General features: G+C 64.1%; 11 protein-coding genes. 9 read left to right on the plus strand and 2 right to left on the minus strand.

Going from position 1 to position 23,651, the window contains the following annotated elements; all coding sequences use genetic code 11:
• Nucleotides 1–16: 16 nt before the first annotated feature.
• On the minus strand, nucleotides 17–1,558 hold the full coding sequence (locus tag AB7A72_RS14955) for a glycosyltransferase family 39 protein (RefSeq protein WP_369460427.1): 1,542 nt from the start codon (nucleotides 1,556–1,558) through the stop codon (nucleotides 17–19).
• A 133-nt stretch (nucleotides 1,559–1,691) separates the two neighbouring features.
• Nucleotides 1,692–2,567, minus strand: coding sequence for an NAD-dependent protein deacetylase (locus AB7A72_RS14960; protein ID WP_369460428.1), 876 nt, complete (start codon nucleotides 2,565–2,567; stop codon nucleotides 1,692–1,694).
• A gap of 100 nt (nucleotides 2,568–2,667) precedes the next feature.
• Between AB7A72_RS14960 and AB7A72_RS14965 the strand changes: the two genes are divergently transcribed.
• From AB7A72_RS14965 to AB7A72_RS15005, 9 genes are all read left to right on the plus strand, one after another.
• Complete coding sequence (locus AB7A72_RS14965; protein ID WP_239810768.1) at nucleotides 2,668–2,928, plus strand: DUF6364 family protein; 261 nt, start codon at nucleotides 2,668–2,670, stop codon at nucleotides 2,926–2,928.
• Nucleotides 2,925–3,365, plus strand: a complete 441-nt coding sequence (locus AB7A72_RS14970; RefSeq protein ID WP_369460429.1) for a PIN domain-containing protein — start codon at nucleotides 2,925–2,927, stop codon at nucleotides 3,363–3,365. Before AB7A72_RS14965 ends, AB7A72_RS14970 begins: the two co-directional genes overlap by 4 nt.
• A gap of 27 nt (nucleotides 3,366–3,392) precedes the next feature.
• A complete protein-coding gene (hisC, locus tag AB7A72_RS14975; RefSeq protein WP_369460430.1) occupies nucleotides 3,393–4,511 on the plus strand; it encodes a histidinol-phosphate transaminase in 1,119 nt (372 codons plus the stop codon).
• Nucleotides 4,508–5,137, plus strand: a complete 630-nt coding sequence (hisB, locus tag AB7A72_RS14980; protein WP_369460431.1) for an imidazoleglycerol-phosphate dehydratase HisB — start codon at nucleotides 4,508–4,510, stop codon at nucleotides 5,135–5,137. The genes hisC and hisB overlap by 4 nt, the downstream gene beginning before the upstream one ends.
• A 38-nt stretch (nucleotides 5,138–5,175) precedes the next feature.
• Complete coding sequence (gene hisH / locus AB7A72_RS14985) at nucleotides 5,176–5,844, plus strand: imidazole glycerol phosphate synthase subunit HisH (protein WP_239810772.1); 669 nt, start codon at nucleotides 5,176–5,178, stop codon at nucleotides 5,842–5,844.
• 32 nt (nucleotides 5,845–5,876) lie between these two features.
• On the plus strand, nucleotides 5,877–6,623 hold the full coding sequence (hisA, locus tag AB7A72_RS14990; protein ID WP_312452012.1) for a 1-(5-phosphoribosyl)-5-[(5-phosphoribosylamino)methylideneamino]imidazole-4-carboxamide isomerase: 747 nt from the start codon (nucleotides 5,877–5,879) through the stop codon (nucleotides 6,621–6,623).
• 337 nt (nucleotides 6,624–6,960) lie between these two features.
• Entirely contained in the window at nucleotides 6,961–7,971 is a 1,011-nt protein-coding gene (gene galE / locus AB7A72_RS14995) for a UDP-glucose 4-epimerase GalE (protein WP_239810774.1), read from the plus strand.
• 139 nt (nucleotides 7,972–8,110) lie between these two features.
• Nucleotides 8,111–8,890 carry an imidazole glycerol phosphate synthase subunit HisF gene (gene hisF / locus AB7A72_RS15000; protein ID WP_312416508.1) on the plus strand — a complete coding sequence of 260 codons (780 nt, stop codon included), beginning with the start codon at nucleotides 8,111–8,113 and terminating at the stop codon, nucleotides 8,888–8,890.
• 828 nt (nucleotides 8,891–9,718) lie between these two features.
• The gene (locus AB7A72_RS15005) at nucleotides 9,719–23,563 is read left to right on the plus strand and encodes a beta strand repeat-containing protein (RefSeq protein ID WP_369460432.1); all 13,845 of its coding nucleotides are present in this window, start codon (nucleotides 9,719–9,721) and stop codon (nucleotides 23,561–23,563) included.
• The last annotated feature ends 88 nt before the right edge of the window (nucleotides 23,564–23,651 follow it).

Raw genomic sequence — 23,651 nt, forward strand, 5'->3', positions numbered from 1 at the left:
CCGGGGCACGGGCTGATCAGCGGCGCTCGCAGGCGGCAGGTACGTAGACGCGCCACTGCACCACCAGCTGGGTACGGCTTTGGCCCCGGGGCCAGGGAATGCTCCACGCGCCCTCATGCATGCGCATGCCTTGCAGACCGTCCAGCACTGGATACGGCCCGGTAGGCGCATCCCGATCCGCATCCTCTTCCAATTGCCAGATCCGCAGCGCGCCATGCTGCTGCAGGCGCTTGGCCGTGGCCCAGGGCGAATGGCGCGGATCACCGGGTATCAGCACCGACGGTTGGCTCTTGGCGCCGATGGCGACCAGGCCGCCCGTCCAGGCATCGCTGGCCACGGTATCGAGCGGGCAGCTGGACAGCGCGTTCCAGGTGGCTTCGGCCTGTTGCGCCAGCGCAGCTGAGGGCCAGTCGCTGCGCACGGGGCTCCTGCGGAAGTCCGAAATCTTCCACAGGTACAACCCACAGAGCACGGAAATCACCGTGAGCCACACGATGATGCCGCGCAGCAGATAAGGGCGGATGGGCGCCAGCCAGGCGCTGGGAATCAGCGCTGCAGCCAGCACGCCGCTGAAAGGCCACATCGGCACGCCCCACATATCACGCAAACGCAAGCCCAGCGCCATGCCCAAGGTGGCCAGCAGCAAACCCGGGGCCAGCGCGATCAGGCAGAGGTAGGCCGGCTTGGCGCTGTGCCATTGCCAGGGGGCCGACAGCGCAGGCCGCAGCCTGGACCAGCGCAGCCGCAGAAAGCCAAACAGCAGCACCAGCAGCAGCGGCAGGTGGTTGAGCAACTGGGTCAGCAAAAAGCCCAGCGCGCCTGCGCGGGCGGATTCGCCATAGTGGTTGGAGGAGCGGTCCTTGGCATAGGAGAAGGGCAGCCAGTCGTTGTTGTGCAGCCAAAGCAGATGCGGTGCAAATACCAGCCCCATCACGGCCAGCGCCAGCCAGGGGCCTGGGCGGCGCAGCAGGCTGCGTGCGGGGCTCAGCACGGTAAACAGCCCCAGGCAGAGCAGCAGCAGGCCGATGGAATACTTGCTCAGCAGCCCCAGTCCCGCCATCAGGCCCAGCATCAGCCACTGCCAGCGCTTGTCGTCCTGCCAGGCGGCCAGGTAGAAGTAGCAGATGCCGGCCCAAAAGGGCATTTGCGCGATGTTGTGGTTGAACTCCAGCGCGGGCCGGGTGTAGAAGGCCACGCCCATCGTCAGCACGGTGCCGATAAAGGCGCGCTCGCGCCCCACGAGGCGGCAGGCCGTGAGCCAGACCAGCCACAAGGTCAGCGCCACGCAAAGCTGGCTCAGCGCAAACGGGCCCCAGCGGCCCAGTGCCAGAAAGGACACATGCAGCGCAATGGGCGGCAGCGGCGGGTGCTTGTAGTAGCCCCATTGCCATTCACGGCCCCAGCCCAGGCTCTCGACCACATCGAGCGGAAAGCTGGGGGCCAGCAGCGGTGGAAAGAGGGTCCAGGCCAAGGCGTACAGGCAGGCACAGGCCAGCACGAGACGCAGCGTTTTCTGGTGATCGTGCGGCTGGGATGGGGGCGAAACGGCAGGGGACATGCAGTGGAGCGAGAGAAGGCTTCACAGCGCGGAGGCTGGTCGAGAGCTATGTAAAGCCCGCTAGTGTAGCTGCAGGCTATCGGCCGCATCTCCCGTGGGCCGTGCATCGCCGCAGGTATTGGTTACTGAAATATCAGCCGCTGCGGGCCGGCGCGAGCCATTCGGCCAGACTGCGCAGCGCGGGCGCGCAGGGCTGTGCCAGCTTCAGGTCCAGCAGCGCGTCATCGCGCATCTGGCCCAGGTTGATGGCCGCCACCGGCATGCCGGCCTGCTTGGCGGCATGCACAAAGCGCAGGCCGGAATACACCATCAACGAGCTGCCCACCACCAGCAGCGCGCCGCTGGCGGCCAGATGCTCCATGGCCTCCTGCCTGCGCGCGGCCGGAACATTTTCGCCATAGAAGAAGACATCCGGCTTGAGAATGCCGCCGCAGGCGGGGCAAGCCGGCACCTGGAAAGCGGCAAAGTCCACACCGGCCAGATCGGCATCGCCATCGGGGGCGGCGCTGGCACTCAAGTGGCGCCAATCGGGGTTGGCGTCGATCAGCTGGTGCTGGAAGTCCGCGCGCGCCAGGTGCTGGCCGCAGCCCATGCAGACCACCTGGTCCAGCCGGCCATGCAGGTCCACCACCCGCTGGCTGCCCGCGCGCTGGTGCAGCCCATCGACATTCTGGGTGATGAGCGCCTGGACATAACCGGCTTGCTCCAGCTGGGCCAGCGCCTGGTGCGCGGCATTGGGCTGGGCCTGCGAGAACACCGGCCAGCCGATCAGGCTGCGCGCCCAGTAGCGCTGGCGCGTGAGCGTCTCGGCCATGAAATCCTGAAAGCGCACCGGGGCGGGGCGCTTCCAGGCGCCTTGCGCATCGCGGTAATCGGGGATGCCGCTGCCGGTGCTGACGCCAGCGCCGGTCAGCACGGTCCAGGGTCGGTGCTGCTGCAGCAAGTGCGTCAAAGCCGCCAGATCGGTCGATGCGGCGGCTTGCGGGAGGAGGTCGGTGAGAAGTGGCATGGCTCAGACCTTGATGATAGTGGCCGCAGCGCCCGATTGCTGCAGTCTGGATTAGAGACACGAAATTCGTGTTGCACGAATTTCGTGTAAAATCGGCGCCATGAAAAATCTCACCATCACTGTGGAAGACAGCGTGCTGGAATGGGCCCGGGTCGAGGCCGCGCGGCGCGGCACCAGCGTCTCGCGCATGGTAGGGGATTTTATGGCTGAGCTCCAGCAGCGCGAGGACGCCTATGAACGCGCCTATCTCGCCTGGCGCACGGACGAGCGCAGCTGGCAAGGCGGCGCCATGCCCCCGGCCGGCGCAGCTGCGGCACGCACCATCGGCGGCCGCCGCAAGACTGGGCAGGAGGGCGCATGAGCACCGTGTTTGTCGATACCTCGGTGCTGGTCGCCGCAGAGAATGTCTCGGACGCCGCGCTCTACCAGGCCACCTTGGACTGGCTGGATGTGCTGTGGAGCACCCGTACCGGCCGCACCGGCAACCAGGTGCTGAGCGAGTTCTACGACCAGGTCACGACGGCGGCCAGCCCCATGCCCCAAGGCGATGCACGTGCTGCCATCCGCCGCTACCAAAGCTGGACGCCGTGGAAGACCGATGCCGCCACGTTGGAGACCGCGTGGGCGGTGCAGGCGCGCCATGCGTTGGACTTTGGCGATTGTCTGGCGGTGGCCTGCGCCCAGCACAGTGGCTGCCAGCAGATGCTCAGCCTCTACCTGCCCCATGGCGCCGAGTTTGGCGGGGTCACCATCGTGCACCCGTTGCGGCAAGCCGCACCGGCCCACGGCCAGGGTTGAATGTTTCTGATGTGAAAGAGTGATCCGATGACGTCTCAAGACAAGTCTCTGCAGGCCTTGCAACGCATCCGCGCCGATGTGCGCGCCATGCAGGCCTACCATGTGCAAGATTCCAAGGGTCTGCTGAAGATGGACACCATGGAGAACCCCTACCGTCTGCCGGATGCACTGCAGCGCAAGCTGGGCGAGCGGCTGGGCGCGCTGGAGATCAACCGCTACCCGGGCGAGCGCCTGGAGACGCTCAAGAAAATGCTGGCCGACTATGTGGGCGCGCCCACGGGCACGGCCGTGCTGCTCGGCAATGGCTCCGACGAGATCATCACCTTGCTGGCGCTGGCCACGGCCCAGCCCCATGCCGGCGGACGCGCCAAGATGCTCGCGCCGATGCCGGGTTTTGTCATGTACCCGATGTCGGCCCAACTGCAGGGGCTGGACTTTGTGGGCGTCAACCTGACAGCAGACTTTGACCTCGATGTGCCTGCGATGCAGGCCGCCATTGCTGCGCAACAGCCCGCCATCACCTATATCGCCTACCCCAACAACCCGACTGCCACCTTGTGGGATGACGACAAGGTGCAGGCTGTCATCGATGCGGTGGCCGATGTGGGCGGCCTGGTGGTGATGGACGAGGCTTACCAGCCCTTTGCCAGCCGCAGCTGGATCGACCAGATGCGCGCCGATCCTGTGCGCAACGCCCATGTGCTGCTGATGCGCACCCTGTCCAAGTTCGGCCTGGCCGGTGCGCGCCTGGGCTACCTGGTGGGGCCGGCGGTCATCGTCAACGAGATCGACAAGGTGCGCCCGCCCTACAACATCAGTGTGCTCAACTGCGAGACGGCGATTTTTGCGCTGGAAAACGAGGCGCTCTATGCCGAGCAGGCGCGCGCCATCCGGGCAGAACGCCAGCCGCTGATCGACGCGCTGCAGGCGCTCAGCGGCGTGCGCAAGGTCTGGCCGTCGGAAGCGAACATGGTTCTGATGCGCGTGGACGATGCGGGCAAGACCCAGGCGGCGATGAAGGCGCGTGGCGTACTCGTCAAGAATGTCTCGGCCATGCACCCGTTGCTGGCCCAGTGCCTGCGGCTGACCGTCGGTACCCGTGAAGAAAATGCCCGCATGCTGGCGGCGCTCAAGGAGTCTCTATGAACCATCTGGTGCCCACCCCATCGTCCGCCACGCCGCTGCACCGCACGGCCGAGGTGGCGCGCAACACTGCCGAGACCCGCATCCAGGTGCGTGTCGACCTCGACGGCACGGGCCAGGCCCGTCTGAACTCGGGCATCGGCTTTCTGGACCACATGCTCGACCAGATCGCGCGCCATGGCCTGATCGATCTGGACATCGAATGCGCAGGGGACCTGCACATCGACGGCCACCACACCGTCGAGGACATCGGCATTACGATGGGCCAGGCCTTTGCCAAGGCAATCGGTGATAAAAAAGGCATCCGCCGCTATGGCCATGCCTATGTGCCGCTCGATGAGGCGCTGAGCCGCGTGGTGATCGATTTCTCCGGCCGCCCGGGTCTGCACATGGATGTGACATTCACCGCCGGCAGCATTGGCCAGCTCGACACGCAGCTGGTGTACGAGTTCTTCCAGGGCTTTGTGAACCATGCCGGCGTGACCTTGCACATCGACAACCTCAAGGGTTTCAACGCCCACCACCAGTGCGAGACCATCTTCAAGGCCTTTGCGCGCGCACTACGTTTCGCATTGGAGCATGATCCCCGCATGGCTGGCGTGATACCGTCGACCAAGGGCTCGCTGTAAGCTGCCGTTGGCGGCAGTTGCTACACTCCATTCTTGCTATGACAACTTCATCCAATACCGTTGCCGTGGTGGACTACGGCATGGGCAATCTGCGCTCGGTGTCACAGGCCGTGCAGGCGGCGGCTGCGGGCTCGTCCGTGGCCGTGGTGGTGACGGCCGACCCCGATGTGGTGCGTGCTGCCACCCGCATCGTGTTGCCAGGCCAGGGCGCCATGCGCGACTGCATGGCCGAGCTCAAGGCCTCCGGCCTGCAGGACAGCGTGCTGGAAGCGGCCCGCAACAAGCCGATGTTCGGCGTCTGCGTGGGCATGCAGATGCTGCTGGACCACAGCGAAGAGGGCGACACCCCGGGCCTGGGCCTGATTGCCGGCCAGGTGCGCAAGTTCCAGCTGGCGGGCCGCACCCAGGCCGATGGCAGCCGTTACAAGGTGCCGCAGATGGGCTGGAACCAGGTGCAGCAACAAGCCCATGGCGGCCAGCCGCATCCGGTCTGGCAGGGCGTGCCCGACCAGTCCTATTTCTATTTTGTCCACAGCTTTTATGCGGCCCCCGCCAGTGATGCCCAGTGCCACGGCTGGGCTGAATACGGCGAGCGCTTTGCCTGCGCCATCGGCCGCGACAACCTCTTCGCGACCCAGTTTCATCCGGAAAAAAGTGCGGACCAGGGCCTGGCGCTCTACCGCAACTTTCTGCACTGGAACCCTTAATCCTTTCACCGACAACCGCCAGCCTCACTACCATGCTGCTCATTCCTGCGATTGACCTCAAGGACGGTCACTGCGTGCGCCTCAAGCAAGGCGATATGGACCAATCCACCACCTTTGGTGAAGACCCGGTTGCGGTCGCGCGCCGCTGGTACGATGCCGGCGCGCGCCGCCTGCATCTGGTGGATCTCAATGGCGCCTTTGCCGGCCAACCGAAGAACCTGCCGGTCATCAAGGCCATCCTCAAGGAGTTCGGTGACGAGCTGCCCGTGCAGCTCGGCGGCGGTATCCGCGATCTGGACACCATCGAGAAGTACATCGATGCCGGCATGCAGTACGTGATCATCGGCACCGCTGCCGTGAAGGACCCGGGCTTCCTGCAGAACGCCTGTACGGCTTTCGCCGGCCACATCATCGTCGGCCTCGATGCCAAGGACGGCATGGTCGCGACCGACGGCTGGAGCAAGATCACCCAGCATTCGGTCATCGAGACCGCCAAGCGCTTTGAGGACTGGGGGGTGGAATCCATCATCTACACCGACATCGGCCGTGACGGCATGCTCAGCGGCATCAATATGGAAGCGACCATCAAGCTCGCCCAGTCGATCAAGATTCCGGTCATTGCCTCCGGAGGTCTGTCGGGCATGGCGGATATCGAAGCGCTGTGCAAGGCCGAACCCGAAGGGGTGGAAGGCGTCATCTGCGGCCGCGCGATCTATACCGGCGATCTGGATTTTGCAGCGGCACAGGAGCGGGCTGACGAGCTCAGCGACAGCCTCTGACCAGGGGCGGGCCCCGCGTCAGCGGCGCTGTTTTGCGAGGCCACCGACCGGTGGCCTTTTTTATGGCTGTGTCAATTGAAACAGTTTGTATACTGCCTCAGTGGTTTGCTGGTGTTGGGGCTGTGGGACCTGGACTACACCCCGCTTTTAAGTCGATGTGTTGACTACAAATTTGAAGAATGTCAACAAATGCTAGTTGTTACCGGCAGCAGCTTATGTTGACTGGTAAGCGATTTACATAAGTTTGGCTTATTGGACAATGTACGCTTGGTCAGGATGCCTGCAGCTATAGGAGCCTTGGATAGCGCATTCTGCGAGACCTCTTTGAAAGCCCCCTGTGATACTCGTGACTGGCGGAGCCGGCTATGTTGGCTCTCATATCTGCATTGCGCTGGCCGAAGCCGGCATGCCGTTCTTGATTCTGGATAACTTCAGCAATGCCAGGCGTTCGGTCATTACGCGGCTGGCCAAAATCCTGGGGTTCACACCGCCGTGTATCGATGCCGATGTGCGTGATGTGACCGTGCTCGAGCAGCTGTTCGACGAGCAGCATTTCGATGCCGTCATCCACAGCGCCTTTCTCACTGCATCAGCGGATGCCGCGCGTGAGCCGCTGCGCTACTACGACAACAATGTCTCGGGCACGATTGGTCTGTTGCGCGCGATGCAGACCGCAGGGCTGCGAAACCTGATCGTCTCGTCGTCGTCGGTGGTCTACGGCGATCCAGCGCCGGTGGCTGTGCGAGAGGATGCACCGCTGTCGGTCAGCACCGCCTACGGCCAGACCGCATTGATGGTCGAGCAGGTGCTCAGCAGCCTCGATGAGGCCTCGCCCAAGCGCTGGCGCATGGCTTTGCTGCGCAGTTTCAATGCGGTGGGCTGCCATGACAGCGGCCTGATCGCCGAAGACCCGCCGCGCATGTCCTCCCATGTTGCGCCTTACCTGGCCCAGGTCGCTGCCGGCAAGCGCGATGGTCTGCGCATCTACGGCGGCGATTACCCCACACCGGATGGCACGCCCATACGCGACTATCTGCATGTGATGGACCTGGCCCGGGCCTATGTGGCGACCTTGCCGTACCTGCGCAGCCATCCGGGCCTGTCGCGCTTCAACATTGGATCGGGCCAGCCTACGTCGGTGCTGGGTCTGGTGCGCGCTTTCGAGCATGCCAATGGCCGCGCGGTACCTTTCCGCATTGGTGCACGCCGGGCAGGCGATGCGGCCCACTGCTGGGCCGATATTTCGCGCGCCCGCGCCGAGCTGGGCTGGCAACCCCAGCTGGGGCTGGACCGCATGATGGAAGACGTCTGGCGCTGGCAGATTGGTGTAGGCCGCAGCGTGCATTGACAGGCGCTGCAGGACCAGCCTGGCCGCACCCAGCGCCAGGCTTTTTTCTTGCCCGCAGGCTGCGTCCCGGCGCTGGGCGTGTTATTGTTTTGCCCGTCTGGCGCCATCGCCACCGCTTCCATCTGCAACGAGATCCTCCATGCTTGCCAAACGCATCATTCCCTGCCTGGACGTCACTGGCGGCCGCGTCGTCAAAGGTGTCAATTTCGTCGAACTGCGCGACGCCGGCGACCCGGTGGAGATTGCGGCGCGCTACAACACGCAGGGCGCCGATGAGCTGACCTTTCTCGACATCACCGCGACCAGCGATGGGCGTGACCTGATCTTGCCGATCATCGAAGCGGTGGCCAGCCAGGTCTTCATTCCGCTGACCGTCGGTGGTGGTGTGCGCACGGTGGCCGATGTGCGTCGGCTGCTCAACGCCGGCGCCGACAAGACCAGCTTCAACTCGGCGGCCATTGCCGACCCGGCCGTCATCAATGCCGCCAGCGACCGCTACGGCTCGCAGTGCATCGTCGTGGCCATTGATGCCAAGCGCCGCCAAGGCCAGGATGTCATCGAACGCGGAGAGGGCTGGGATGTCTACAGCCATGGCGGACGCAAGAATACCGGCCTGGACGCCATCCGCTGGGCCAGTGACATGGCCGCGCGCGGTGCCGGGGAGATTTTGCTCACCAGCATGGACCGTGATGGCACCAAATCCGGTTTTGACCTGGCCTTGACCCGTGCAGTCGCCGATGCCGTCGGTGTGCCGGTGATTGCCTCCGGTGGCGTTGGTAATCTCGACCACCTGGCCGATGGCGTGCAGCAAGGCGGCGCCGATGCCGTCCTCGCGGCCAGCATCTTTCACTACGGCGAATTCACCGTGCAGCAAGCCAAGGAGCGTATGCGCGAGCGCGGTATTCCCGTGCGTCTGTAAGACTGACAAGCCCCTTCTGCTTTCAACGCCGGTCCCCGCAGCGTTGCAATGCCCTCGGCGCGCTTGGGGAATGGCGTTCCCCAGGGTAGGTAGTTAGATCTGGCCGGGAAGGTCCGGCCGGGGAGGTCCAGCCGGCCAGCACCGGCCTCGGGGCCTCACCGCCTCGGATTCGGGTGCTCGCCAGAGGCTCTTCGGCCCGCATCCCTGGCGTGCACCGGCCCGCTAGCCATGCTTGAGAGCGGGCTCTTTTCCGGCAGACGCACTCGCCAGCAGCCCAGCAGCAGCGGAGCGCCCATCGGCCGCGCTTCGCCTTTCCACGCCCGTCCACGTTCACCAGTCAAGCGCGGCTGACAGCTGCGCCATCAGATCTTCCCGGGTTTTTCCTGCGTGCTGGGACGGCAGTGTCGGGCCAGGGCCCGGCATCTCCGCAAGCCGGACCCATGCCTGCATTTTTCCGGTACTTCGCCGTGAACGTCCCTTGCCAGCTGCGCAGAGCCGTTCGTCATTAATGATCTGCAATTCTATAAAAATGATTGATTTTCTCGATCACAAACCTTGATTTGCAATGTTTGACAATGTTTCTAAAGTTGACACACACTCATTAAACGCAAGATGCTATAAACCCGATCTATCTAATTTTGGTCACAGTTTGTTTCGGTTGTCTGGGAAGATTCGTATATCAAGACCGTCGGCAATTGCAATTGAACTATGAAAAGTGTCGCTAACTGTATCTAGCGGCGCTGTCTAAGGGCTGGGGAGTCGTCGGCTATGTCGGTGTTTGGGATATGCGTTGCGCAGGGATCGTCCTGCCTGTCTCACTTTCGTTGGTTGCACGCACGCGCGGTGCTGCTGGTGGTATCGCTGCTTCTGCCCTTCGGCGTCTGGGCGCAGATGTGCGCGGCACCTGGCAACGATGGGGCAGGGGCGGCCACCGGGGTGGTGAATGATTACTTCCCGGGCGCCGGCGCTTCGACACTGGCTGCTGGCAGCACCAGCCTGACCTTGGGCACCCAGCGAACCGGTGCCGCCAACAAAACCCTGGCCGCCAATGATTTGTTGCTGGTCATCCAGATGCAGGATGCGAGCATCAACGCGGTCAATTCCAGTGCCTATGGCAGTGGTGGCAGCGGCGGCCAGGGCTCGACCAGTGTCGGCAGCACCGGCCTGTATGAATTTGTCCGTGTCGTCTCTGTGTCGTCCGGGGTGGTGAGCTTTTCGCCCGCACTGACCAACACCTACCGCAATGCGGCGGCGACCGCCACCTCCGGTCAGAAGACCTACCAGATCGTGCGCGTGCCGCAGTACACCAGTGCGTCCGTCAGCGGGGTGACTGCGCCGCCATGGAACGGCGCTACCGGCGGGGTCGTGGCCATCGATGCCCGTGATGTGCTGACGCTCAACGGCGCAACGGTGGAGAACCAGGCCAACCGGGCGATCTTCCTTGCAGGCAAAGGCTTTCGCGGCGCCGTAGGCAGCAATGGCGCGAGCCGTGGCTCGCGCGATGACTGGATGGGTGACTACAGCAGCGCAGGCGGTGGTGGAGGCAAAGGGGAAGGTATTGCCGGCACTCCGCGGTATCTGGCCAACAAGGTCACGGCTTATGGCTCCAAGCTGGTCAACGCAGTGGCTTCGGGGGGTATTAATTCGGTGGATAACACCGCCGAAGGCTATCCCGGCGGTTCACGTGCACGAGGCGCCCCCGGCAATGCCGGTGGTGGCGGAGCCGATGGTGCTCCGGCTGGCACCAACAACAACCAGTACAACTCCGGCGGCGGGGGCGGCGGTAACTATGCCGCCGGTGGCGTGGGCGGCCGGCCCTGGAACTACCCGCTGGTCGACAGCGGGGGCCGAGGCGGCGGTGGCTATGTGGGCACCACCGCTTTCAACCGCATTTTCCTCGGCGGCGGCGGCGGCGCTGGTGGCACCAATGACGGCACTGCCGATAACAATGCCTATGGCAACAACGGCATTGCTTGCGCGGACACGGGCGGGCACTGCTCTTCCGGCGCTTCGGGCGGCGGCATCGTCATCTTGCGTGCGCAGAGCGTTACCGGCACTGGTGTGATCGACGTGCGTGGTGCCAATGGCTACAACGTGCAAAACGATGCCGCTGGCGGCGGCGGTGCGGGTGGCTCGGTCATCATCCACTCGGTCGAAGGCGGATCTGCGGTGATCGATGCCAGTGGCGGGGATGGCGGCAACGCCTGGGCGGGCAACCAGACCAATGCTGCCAACCGCCATGGCCCTGGCGGCGGCGGCGGTGGCGGCTTCATCGCCTTCTCTCCGTCCAGCATGTCGGTCACTACCACGATCAATGGCGGTACACCCGGCTACACCACCAATGGCACCACCGACAACTACGGCGCCTTTGGCAACCAAGGGGGCATCGCTTCGTTCCAGTCGCCGAACGTTCCTGGCACCTTGCCGGGTGCCTCCTGTGCGATTGACCTGCGCCTGACCAAGAGCAATGGCGTCAACATCGTCAATGCGGGCGGGCAAACCACGTACACGCTGACGGCCAGCAATGTGGGCGCGTCCCCCACCACAGGCACGGTCACCATCGTGGACAAACTGCCGCAGGGTGTGACCATTCCCGCTGGCTCGCTGCCGTTGACGGGCGCCAATGCCGCCAACTGGAGCTGCTCTGGCGCTGCCGGATCGCGCCTGATCACCTGTACCAGCGCTACCGCGATTCCCGCTGCAGGGAGCAGCGTGTTCGGGGTGACCGTCAATATCGGACTGCTCTCGGCGACGGGCCCCACGGCTACCAACAAGGCCAAGATCGGCGGCGGAGGCGATCCCCTCCACAGCACGGCGCCCACCGAAGCTGCCGTGGATGCCTGTACCGGCAACCAGTCCCCCGCAGGCTGCGCGCTGGATGTGGATGCGGTGAATTCGCCGCTGCTGAGCCTGACCAACACCGACAACACCGACGTGGTGCTGGCAGGCGGCACCACAACCTATACGCTGACGGTCAACAACGTGGGCAATGCGCCCACGGCCGGCACCGTCACCGTGGTGAATGCACTGCCCACCGGCATGGCCTACACCGGCGCGGCGAGCTTTACCAGCGGGGTGTTCAGCTGCAGCTACACCTCGTCGAGCAACAGTGTCAGCTGCACGACCAGTTCGGTGATCGCCGCAGGTGCCAGTGCCGCGATATCGCTGCCGGTGTCGATTGCGAGCACGGCGCCCAGCGCTTTGGTCAATCTCGCCAGCGTTGGCGGTGGCAGCGATTCGAGCAAGCCCAACGCGCCGACGGTCGCGTCCACGCAAAGCTGCTCTCCTGCGATCGCATCGGAAATCGCGACGGGCTGCGCCGCTGACACCGATGCGGTCAAGCGCGTGCAGCTGTCCTTGACCAAGGACGATGGCCGTTTCGGCATCTACGTCGGAGGCACGACCACGTATGCATTCCGCGTCAGCAACACCGGCGATACCGCCTCGGTGGGCACGATCAACTTCCGCGATGTGCTGCCGGGCCCGATGAACTGGCCCGCAACGTTGACCAAGACGGGCGCCAATGCGGCGGACTGGACCTGCACGCGCCTGAGCGCCACCGAAGTGAGCTGTACATCTGCCGCGCCGATTGCGGCCGGTGGTGTGAGCCAGTTCAGCCTGCTCGCCAATGCGGGTGCGATGACCAGTGGCACCCAGTACATGAACAAGGCGCGCGTCGGGGGCGGTGGTGATGCCACGCTGGCCACCGCTGCGCCCACTGCGGACCAGGTCAATGCCTGTACCAACAACAGCATTCCGGCGGGTTGCGCGATTGATCTGAACACGGCGCAGACACCGCCGACGCTGCGGCTGACCAAGACCCATGCCGATCCGCAATCCAAGGCGCCGGGGGCGGCGGTCGCCTTCACGCTGACGGTTGCCAACACGGGCGCGGAAGCCCTGGCCAATACCGTGCGGGTGGTGGATGTGTTCCCTGCCGGGCTCAGCAATGTCACGGTCGCTGCGACGCAGGGTATTTTTAGCTGTGCAATGGGCTCCGGCGCCGACAGCAATGTGCTGACCTGCAACAACACGGCAGGTGCCTTGGCCGCCAATGCGTCGGCCAGCATCGCGGTGACGGCGACGGTCTCGGCTACGACCAGCACCACCTTGGTCAACAAGGCGCAGGTGGGTACCGACAATACCGACCCCAGCACCAGCAGCTACCCCACCAGCACCACCGCCGCCGCCTGTACGGCGCTCAACACGCCTACCGCAGGCTGTGCCACCGACTCCGTTCCGGTGGTGCCATCGGCCACGTTGACGGTGGTCTCCAGTGTCAATGCCCGCGCTGCCAGCACGGACCAGTTCACCGTCGGCATCAGCAATGGTGGCCCCAGTGCGACGACGGCGGGCACCGCCACCAGTGTGAGCACTGCCGGCTTTGCGGTGACGCCGGGCACCAGCTACGTCCTGAGCGAGACCGCTGCGGGCACGACCAATCTGGCGCGCTACACCACCAGCTACGCCTGTACCAATGCCACGGCCGGCGGCACTGCGGTAGCGCCAGGCACTGGCACGACGCTGACGCTGACGCCGCAGGCGGGCGATGCCATTACCTGTACGTTCACGAACACGCCGATTGCGCCCCGTCTGACGCTGGCCAAATCGATTGTTTCGCGGGCCTTGGCGTCCGACCAATTCACGGTGGCCATCAGCAATGGCGGCCCCTCGGCGTCCACCACCGGCACCAGCACGACGGCCAGCACCACGGTCTTCACAGCGACCGCCGGCACCAGCTACACGCTGAGCGAATCCGTGCTGGCCGGCGCCAATCTGTCGCGCTATACCAGCAGCTACAGCTGTAGCAATGCCGGCGTTGCAGGTACCGTGATGCCGTCGGGCACGGGCACCAGCTTCAGCCTGGCGCCCCAGGCGGGCGACAACATCAGCTGCACCTTCAGCAACACCGCCATTGCGCCCAGACTGACGGTCAATACGGTGGTCGCCGGCCGCCTTCTCAGCACCGACCAGTTCACGGTCGGCATCAGCAACGGTGGCCCCAGTGCGACGACCACCGGTACGCAAACCACGGCCTCGGCAGGCCCGACCACTGCGACGGCAGGCACCAGCTACCTGCTGACCGAAACCGCTGCCGGCACGCCTGCCACCAATCTGGCCCGCTACACCACGACCTACAGCTGCACCAATGCCACTGCGGGTGGCACCAGCGTCGGATCGGGCACCGGTACCTCCATCACCGTGGTGCCCCAAGCCGGCGATGACATCAGCTGCACATTCACCAACACGCCGGTCTATCCCAAGCTCAGCGTGACCAAGGCCGCATCGCCGGGCAGCTTTGTCGCCGGTGCCAGCGGCCAAAGCTACCGCATCACCATCGGTGTGGCCAATGGCCCCACCACCGCTGCCATCAGCATTGCCGACAGCCTGCCCACCGGTGTGACCCTGTCCGGCGCGCCCACCGTCAGTGGCGGTGCCACATTGAGCGGTTGCAGCACCAGCGGCAGCACCATTGGCGCGTGCCAACTGGCCAGCGGCTTGGCCAACGGCAGCTATGTCGTGACCATTCCCGTCTCTGTCGCACTGTCGGCCACCAGCACGGGCGCTGCCAACACCGCCAACTTGGGCGGTGGTGGTGACCCCAGTTGTACCGCGGCCACTACGACGGACGCATGCGATCCGACCACAGGGGCGGTGGCTGTGAAGACACCCGCCAATGTCGGCCTGGTCAAATCCGGCGCTGCTACCGCTGTGGCTGGCAACAGCTATGTCTACACGCTGGCGCTGAGCAACAGCGGCCAGACCGCCACCGCCTCCAACCTGGTGGTGCGCGACCAGTTGGCCCCTGGCATGGTGGCTACCGCCGTCACCGGTGCCAACTGCGGCACCTTGCCCAGCGCTGCTGGCGCGTTGCTGAGCTGCACCGTGGCCGATCCGGTTGCGGCCGATGGCGGAACTGCCAGCATCCAGCTGACGGTGACCATGCCCAGCGGCGGCGGCAATGTCGTCAACTATGCGGCTACCCATCCATCGGGTAGCGGCAACCCCGGTGTGGATCCTGGCCCGGCCTGTACCAATGCCGCCAATGTGGTGTGTGCCAGCGCGACCACCGCATCCAGCACCCCTGCCAATGTCAGCCTGAGCAAGACCGGTGCGGCCACCGCGCTGACCGGCTCGAGCTACGTCTACACGCTGACCCTGAGCAACAGCGGCCAGCTCGTTACCGGCAGCAACCCGATCATCAAGGACCAGCTGCCCGCAGGCGTGGTAGCTACCTCGGTCAGCGGTGCCAGCTGCGGCACGCTGCCCAGCAGTGCCGCAGCCCTGCTGACCTGTACCGTGGCGGGTCCGGTCGCCGCAGGCGCATCTGCCACTGTGCAACTGACCGTCACTTTGCCAAATGCCGGCGGAACCTTGGTCAACAACGCGGCGACCAACCCTACGGGCTCAGGCGCTCCTGGCGCGGATCCCAGTGCCACCTGTGTGAACAGCGCCACCACCTTCTGCGCAAGCCATAGCCTCGCGGTCAACACGCCGGCAAGCCTGGCAACCACCAATGTGCTGACATCGGTCAATGGCAGCCCGGTGCCTGCCGGCTACCTGGCCAAGCCCGGCGATGTGCTGACTTACACGGTGACCGTCGTCAACAGCGGTGGCACGGCAGGCTCCACCGACGTGGGCCAGACCGTACCTGCCGGTACCACCTATACGGGCAGCGGCCAAGGCTGGAGCGCAGGCTGCACGGATGCGGGCACGCAGTGCACGCAAACCGTGCCAGTCGGAGCAAACCAAACCAGCACCGTGCAGTACACCGTCACCGTCGCCAGCCCAGGCAGCACGGCAACGATTGTTGATACCGCCACCAGCTCGGTAGGCACCTGCACCGCTTGCCAGGTCAGCACCGATACACAGCGGGCAGACATGCAGGCGAGCATCTCGGTCAGCCCAGGCACCACCAGTGCGACGGGTGTGGAGCTGACCTACACCAGCATCTGCAAGAACAATGGCCCGCAAACGGCCCTGAACGCCGCATGCACGGTGAGCGCTCCTGCTGGCGCCGCAACGACCTGTACACCCGCCAGTCCGGCTGCAACGCTCGCTTCCGGCTCCAGCATCACCTGCACCACCAAGCTCACACCGAGTGTGGTGGGTGACTACGCTGTGAGCGTTGCCACCAGCAACACCTTGTTCGACCCCGCAACGGGCAACAACAGCGCAACGGCGACCGTCAAGGTCAACACGCCAGCAGCCCTGCGTATCGTCAAGAGCCTGGCGCAAGTCAACGGCGCGGCTGTGCCTGCCAATTACGCAGCCAAGATCGGCGATACGCTGACCTATGCGATGGTGGTGACCAACACCGGCGGCACCGCTGGCACCACGGTCTTGACCGAGACCGTGCCGGAGGGCACCCAGTTTGTCGGCGGCAACGCGCCAGACCTGAGCCAAGGCTGGAGCCAGGCTCCGCAAGCTTGCGACGCGGCAGCCAGCATCTGCACGCAAACCGTGTCGGTCCCTGCACAGAGCCCGGACGGTGTTCCCGGTCAGCAGACGGTGCAGTTCACCGTGAAGGTCCTGGCCCCAGCGACCAGCAACGGCAAGATCACGAACACCGTGGCGAGCGACGTGGCTGCCGCCTGTGCTTCCGGTACTTGCGCGGTCGAGACGGCCAATGCAGTGGCTGATATGCAAGCGCAGATCAGCTCCATCCCCGCTACGGCGGTGGTCGTGGGTCAAAGCGTCACCATCACCGGCACCTGTACCAACAACGGCCCCGCCGATGCGGTGAACGCCAGTTGCGCCATGGCCGTGAACAATGCCGGCACCAGCATTGCCGGCACCTGCGCTGCCAATGCCGACCTGGCAATGGGCGCGAACCTGAGCTGCTCTGCGACCTTTGTCGCAGCCGAAGGTGCGATCAGCGCCACCATCCATGCGACTACGCAAAGCTACGAGAGCAACACGGCGAACAACACAGACACCAAGTCCACGGTGGGCAATACGCCAGCAAGCCTGGCAACCACCAATGTGTTGACTGCAGTGAACGGCAGTCCAGTGCCGGCAGGCTACCTGGCCAAGCCCGGTGATGTGCTGACCTACACCGTCAGCGTTACCAACAGCGGCGGTACCGCTGGCTCCACCGAAGTGGGTCAGACGGTACCAGCAGGCACGACCTACACCGGTACCGGCCAAGGTTGGGGCGCAGGATGCGCGGCAGCGGGCACGCAGTGTGCGCAGCCAGTCACTGTTGCCGCAGGCCAGACCAGCACGCTGCAGTACACGGTGACGGTGGCAAGCCCAGGCTCGATTGCAACTATCGTGGACACGGTTACCAGTTCGGTGGGCACCTGCACGGCTTGCCAGGTGACTACCGACACGCAGCAGGCAGACATGCAGGCTACCGTGACAGTGACGCCAGGCGCGACCAGCACCACAGGGGTGGAACTGATCTACACCAGCGTGTGCAAGAACAATGGTCCGCAAACGGCTTTGAACGCAGCTTGCGCAGTGACCGCCCCAGTTGGCGCTCAAACCACCTGCACGCCAACCAGCCCAGCGGCTACCTTGGCTTCTGGCACCAGCATCACCTGCACCACCAAGTTCACGCCAAGCGTGGCTGGTGACTATGCCGTGAGCGTGGCTACCAGCAATGATCTTTACGACGCGGCACCAGGCAACAACACGGCCAACGCCACTGTCAAGGTCAACACGCCAGCAGACCTGCATATCACCAAGACCTTGGCGCAAGTCAATGGCGCGGCTGTGCCAGCGAACTATGCAGCCAAGATCGGGGACAAGCTGACCTATGCGATGGTGGTGACCAACACGGGTGGTACTGCTGGTACGACGGTCCTAACTGAGACCGTGCCTGAAGGTACCCAGTTTGTAGGTACTACAGCCGACCCAAGCCAGGGCTGGAGCCAAGCACCGGTTTGTGAGGCAGCAGGTAGCACCTGCACGCAAAGCGTGACGGTGCCAGCGCAAAGCCCTGAAGGTGCTGCTGGTGAGAGGACCGTTGAGTTCACCGTGGAAGTGATTGCGCCAGCCACCAGCAACGGCAAGATCACCAATACTGTGCTGAGCGATGTGGCAACTGCTTGCGCAGGCACCAACTGCGCAGTGGAAACGGCGAACGCTGTTGCTGATATGCAAGCGCAGATCACCGACATCCCAGCAACGGCGGTGGTGGTGGGCCAAAGCGTGACCATCACTGGCGTGTGCACCAATAGCGGCCCAGCGAATGCAGTAAACGCTAGCTGCCAGATGGCGGTGAACAACGGTGGCACAAGCATTGCAGCGACTTGTGGTGCAAACGCGAACCTGGCGATGAGCGAAAGCATCAGTTGCTCGGTGACGTTCATTGCCGCCGAAGGTGCGATCAGCGCCACCATCCATACGACTACGCAAAGCTACGAGAGCAACACGGCCAACAACACAGACACCAAGTCCACGGTGGGCAATACGCCTGCGAGCCTGGCGACCACCAATGTGCTGACCTTGGTCAATGGCAGTCCAGTGCCCGCTGGCTACCTGGCCAAGCCCGGTGATGTGCTGACCTACACCGTCAGCGTTACCAACAGCGGCGGTACCGCTGGCTCCACCGAAGTGGGTCAGACGGTACCAGCAGGCACGACCTACACCGGTACTGGCCAAGGCTGGGGTGCAGGTTGCACGGCAGCGGGCACGCAGTGCGCGCAGCCAGTCAGTGTCGGCGCCGGTCAGACCAGCACGGTTTCCTACACGGTTACTGTGTCCAGCCCGGGCAGCACGCCAACGATCGTGAACACTGCTACCAGCTCGGTGGGCTCCTGCACGACCTGTGTGGTGACGACCAACACGCAGCAGGCAGATATGGCGGCAGCTGTGACCGTGACGCCAGGCGCTATCAGCACCACCGGTGTGGAACTGATCTACACCGCTGTTTGCAAGAACAACGGCCCACAAGCAGCACTGAACGCATCTTGCGTGGTGAGCGCACCAGCGGGCGCATCGGCAGCAATCTGCACGCCAACCAGCCCAGCGGCTACGTTGGCTTCGGGCGACAGCATCACTTGCGTCACCAAGCTCACGCCGAGCAGCGCTGGTGACTATGCAGTCAGCGTGGCTACCGGCAATGACCTGTACGACGCAGCGCCAGCCAACAACACTGCCAACAGCAGCGTCAAGGTCAACACGCCAGCTGCGCTGAGCATCGTCAAGAGCTTGGTGCAAGTCAATGGCGCCGATGCGACTGCTGGCTACGCCGCCAAGATTGGCGACAAGCTGACCTATGCAATGGTGGTGACCAACACGGGTGGTACTGCTGGTACGACGGTGCTGACCGAGACCGTGCCAGAGGGCACCCAGTTTGTGGGCGTCAGCAGCGATCCAACCCAAGGCTGGAGCGAGGCACCTCAGAAATGCGAAGCAGCAGGTACCACCTGCGTTCAAAGCGTGAACGTGCCAGCACAAAGCGCCGAGGGTGTAGCCAGCGAGCGGACGGTTCAGTTCACCGTAGAGGTCGTTGCACCGGCTACGACGAATGGCAAGATCACCAACACCGTTGCTAGCGACATGGCTACAGCTTGTGCAGGCACCAACTGCAGTGTGGAAACATCAAACGCGGTTGCCGACATGCAAGCGCAGATCACCAGCATGCCAGCGGGTGCCGTGGTGGTGGGTGACAGCGTGACCATCACGGGCGTCTGCACCAACAATGGCCCCGCCAGTGCTGCAAGCGCTAGCTGCGCCATGGTGGTCAGCAATGGTGGTGCATCCATCACTGCCACTTGCGATGCTGCCAAGACCTTGGCTGTCAATGAGACCCTGAGCTGCTCGGCAACCTTTGTTGCAGCCCAAGGCGACATCAGCGCAAGCGTGAGCGCGGCAACGCAAAGCTACGAATCGGACAAGACCAATAACACGGACAGCAAGTCCACGGTAGGTAATACGCCAGCAAGCCTGGCAACCACCAATGTGTTGACCGCAGTGAACGGCAGCCCTGTGCCAGCCAATTACTTGGCCAAGCCCGGTGATGTGCTGACCTACACCGTCAGCGTTACCAACAGCGGCGGTACCGCTGGCTCCACCGAAGTGGGTCAGACGGTACCAGCAGGCACGACCTACACCGGTACCGGCCAAGGTTGGGGCGCAGGATGCGCGGCAGCGGGCACGCAGTGTGCGCAGCCAGTCACTGTTGCCGCAGGCCAGACCAGCACGCTGCAGTACACGGTGACCGTGGCAAGCCCAGGCTCGATTGCAACTATCGTTGACACGGTTACCAGTTCGGTAGGCACCTGCACGGCTTGCCAGGTGACTACCGGCACGCAGCAGGCAGACATGCAGGCTACCGTGACCGTGACGCCAGGCGCGACCAGCACCACAGGTGTTGAGTTGGTCTACACCGCTGTCTGCAAGAACAACGGTCCACAGAGTGCGATCAATGCAGCTTGCGTGGTAATTGCTCCCGCGAATGCCGTGACGACTTGCGCGCCAACGACGCCAGCAGCAACGCTTGCTTCGGGGTCCAGCATCACCTGCACCACCAAGCTCACGCCAAGTGCAGCCGATGACTATGCCGTGAGCGTGACGGCCAGCAATGCGCTGTACGACGCGGCACCAGGCAACAACACGGCCAATGCCACTGTCAAGGTCAGAACGCCAGCAGACCTGCACATCACCAAGACCTTGGCGCAAGTCAATGGCGCGGCTGTGCCAGCGAACTATGCAGCCAAGATCGGGGACAAGCTCACCTATGCGATGCTGGTGACCAACACGGGTGGTACATCTGGCACGACGGTCTTGACCGAGACCGTGCCAGAGGGCACCCAGTTTGTGGGCGTCAGCAGCGATCCAACCCAAGGCTGGAGCGAGGCGCCCGAGGCTTGCCTGGCAGCAGCCAGCACCTGCACGCAAAGCGTGACGGTGCCAGCGCAAAGTGCCGAAGGTGCTGCTGGTGAGAAGACCGTTGAGTTCACCGTGGAAGTGATTGCGCCAGCGACCAGCAACGGCAAGATCACCAATACCGTGCTGAGCGATGTGGCGGCTGTTTGTACCGGCACCAGCTGCTCGGTGGAGACCAACAACGCAGTGGCAGACATGCAAGCGCAGATCACCGACATCCCAGCTACGGCGGTGGTGGTGGGTCAAAGCGTGACCATCACTGGCGTCTGTACCAACAAGGGCCCCGCCGACGCTGTAAATGCCAGCTGCGAGATGACCGTGAACAACGGCGGCAACAGCATCCCGGCAAGCTGCGGTGTCAATGTGAATCTGGCATTGAACGAAAGCATCAGCTGCACGGCCAGCTTCACGGCTGTAGAAGGTGCGATCAGCGCCACCATCCATACGACTACGCAAAGCTACGAGAGCAACACGGCGAACAACACCGACACCAAGTCCACGGTGGGAAACACTGCGGCTAGCCTGGTAACCACCAATGTGTTGACCGCAGTGAACGGTAACCCTGTCCCTGCTGGTTATCTGGCCAAGCCCGGCGATGTGCTGACCTACACGGTGACGGTTGCGAATACCGGCGGCACCGTAGGCAGCACTGATGTGGGCCAGACGGTGCCAGCAGGCACGAGCTACACGGGAACGGGCGAGGGCTGGGGCGGCGGTTGTGCAGCAGCATCGAGCACCTGCAACCAGACGGTAGCAGTGGGCGCGGGCCAAACGAGCTCGGTGACCTACACCGTCACCGTGGCGGGCCCTGGCAGCACTGCCACCATTGTCAACACGGCCACCAGCAGCGTTGGCAGCTGCAGCGCTTGCCAGGTAACGACCGGCACGCAACGTGCAGACATGCAGGCCACCGTGGCTGTGACGCCAGGACCGACCAGCACCACCGGTGTGGAACTGGTCTACACCAGCGTGTGCAAGAACCAGGGCCCACAAAGCGCGCTCAACGCATCTTGCATCGTGACTGCGCCAGCCAATGCGGTTACCACTTGCGCGCCTGTGAGCCCAGCCGCCACTTTGGAGTCTGGTGAGAGCATCACCTGCACCACCAAGTTCACGCCAAGTGATGCGGGTGACTACGCAGTCAGCGTTGCGACCAGCAACACCTTGTACGACCCGGCTGCAGGTAACAACACGGCAACGAAGACCGTCAAGGTCAATACGCCGGCCGAGCTGAACATCGCCAAGACCCTGGCGCAAGTCAACGGTGCTGCAGTCCCTGACAACTATGCAGCCAAGATCGGTGACACGCTGACCTACCACCTGCGGGTGACCAATGCGGGCGGTACCGCCAGCACCCTGGAGCTGACCGAAACCGTGCCGGAAGGTACCAGGTTTGTCGGTGGCGCTGCCGCTAACCCTGACCAGGGTTGGAGCCTGGCACCCCATGCCTGCGACGCAGCAGCCAGCACGTGCACGCAAAGTGTGACCGTTCCCGCGCAGAGCGCAGGCGCACCGGGCGAGCAGACCGTGCAGTTCACGGTGGAAGTGCTGGCGCCAGCGACCAGCAGCGGCAAGATCATCAATACGGTGACCAGCGATGTGCCAGCCGCTTGCGCGGCCGGTGGCTGCACGGCGGAAACGGCCAATGCGGTCGCGGACATGCAAGCGCAGATCACGACGATTCCATCTGGCGCCGTGGTGGTTGGCGACAGCGTGACCATCACCGGCCAATGCACCAACAACGGCCCGGTGGAGGCGGTGAATGCCAGCTGCGTGATGACCGTGAACAACGGCGGCAACAGCATTGCAGCGACTTGCGGTGCCAACACCCAGCTTGCAGTGGGCGAAAGCATCAGCTGCACAGCGACCTTCACGGCCGCTGAAGGATCCATCAGCGCCAGCATGACGGCGGCAACCGATAGTTATGAGAGCAACACCGCAAACAACACGGCCACCCAGGCTGTCAACGGCAATACGCCTTCGGCAGTGACAGTGCGCAATGTGCTGGTGAAGGTCAACGATGCGCCCGTGCCTGCCGGCTATGTGATCAAGCCCGGTGACAAGCTGACCTACCAGGTCCTGGTCAGCAACACGGGCGGTACGCCGGGCTCGACGGTGCTGACGGAGACGGTGCCTGTGGGCACCCGCTATGCCGGTACCGACGAAGGGTGGACGGCGGGTTGCGGCGCATCGCGCAGCACCTGCAACCGTTCCGTGACGGTGCCCGGCGGTAGCGCTCAGGCACCGGGCACGGTGGCTTTCGAGTACACGGTGCGCGTGGAGGACACGGTCAGCAGCCCGAATGTGGTCAATATTGTGGACAGCAGTGCACCAGGCAGTTGCAGTGCAGCCTGCTCGGTGAGCACGCCGACGCAAGCGGCCGATATGCAGGTGAGCATGCCTGCGACCATCGATGCCAAGGTGGGCGTGGAGTTCACGCTGACCTCGGTCTGCCGCAACGCAGGCCCCGCCACGGCAAGCAATGCCCGCTGCGATGTGAGCGGCGCACCGACCGGTGCGGTCACCGTGTGTACGCCGACCCCGCCGATCGCTTCGCTGGCGGTGGGTGAGTCGGTCACCTGTACCACCAAGTTCACGCCGAGCTCGACGGCTGCCATCACGATCACCACGCGCGCCAGCAGCGATGTGTACGACCCTGTCGCGGCCAATAGCGAGGCCTCCGCGTCCGCCGTGTTCACCAGCACACCGCCAGCTGCCGTCAAGGCAGTGCCTGTGAATGCCGCATGGGCGATGGGTCTGGTGGCCTTGTTGCTGATGCTGTTGGCAGGCAGGGCCCTGCCGCATCGCCAGGGCCGTGGTCGGCAGAACTGACCATTTTTGACCCTCAACCCCACCGGCCCGGCTGCATTCGCTGCACCGGGCCGGTTGCATTGGGGGCTGTTTTCTCCCTGCAGTGCGC

Origin of the sequence: Comamonas sediminis, assembly GCF_041107495.1 — a bacterium.
Lineage (GTDB): Bacteria > Pseudomonadota > Gammaproteobacteria > Burkholderiales > Burkholderiaceae_C > Comamonas > Comamonas sediminis.

What these genes read in the sequence shown, in the direction of transcription:
- AB7A72_RS14965 (WP_239810768.1), top strand. Translation starts at nt 2,668, where the DNA reads ATGAAAAATCTCACCATCACTGTGGAAGACAGCGTGCTGGAATGGGCC.
- AB7A72_RS14970 (WP_369460429.1), top strand. Translation starts at nt 2,925, where the DNA reads ATGAGCACCGTGTTTGTCGATACCTCGGTGCTGGTCGCCGCAGAGAAT.
- AB7A72_RS14955 (WP_369460427.1), bottom strand. Translation starts at nt 1,558, where the DNA reads ATGTCCCCTGCCGTTTCGCCCCCATCCCAGCCGCACGATCACCAGAAA.
- hisA (WP_312452012.1), top strand. Translation starts at nt 5,877, where the DNA reads ATGCTGCTCATTCCTGCGATTGACCTCAAGGACGGTCACTGCGTGCGC.
- hisC (WP_369460430.1), top strand. Translation starts at nt 3,393, where the DNA reads ATGACGTCTCAAGACAAGTCTCTGCAGGCCTTGCAACGCATCCGCGCC.
- hisH (WP_239810772.1), top strand. Translation starts at nt 5,176, where the DNA reads ATGACAACTTCATCCAATACCGTTGCCGTGGTGGACTACGGCATGGGC.
- AB7A72_RS14960 (WP_369460428.1), bottom strand. Translation starts at nt 2,567, where the DNA reads ATGCCACTTCTCACCGACCTCCTCCCGCAAGCCGCCGCATCGACCGAT.
- hisB (WP_369460431.1), top strand. Translation starts at nt 4,508, where the DNA reads ATGAACCATCTGGTGCCCACCCCATCGTCCGCCACGCCGCTGCACCGC.
- hisF (WP_312416508.1), top strand. Translation starts at nt 8,111, where the DNA reads ATGCTTGCCAAACGCATCATTCCCTGCCTGGACGTCACTGGCGGCCGC.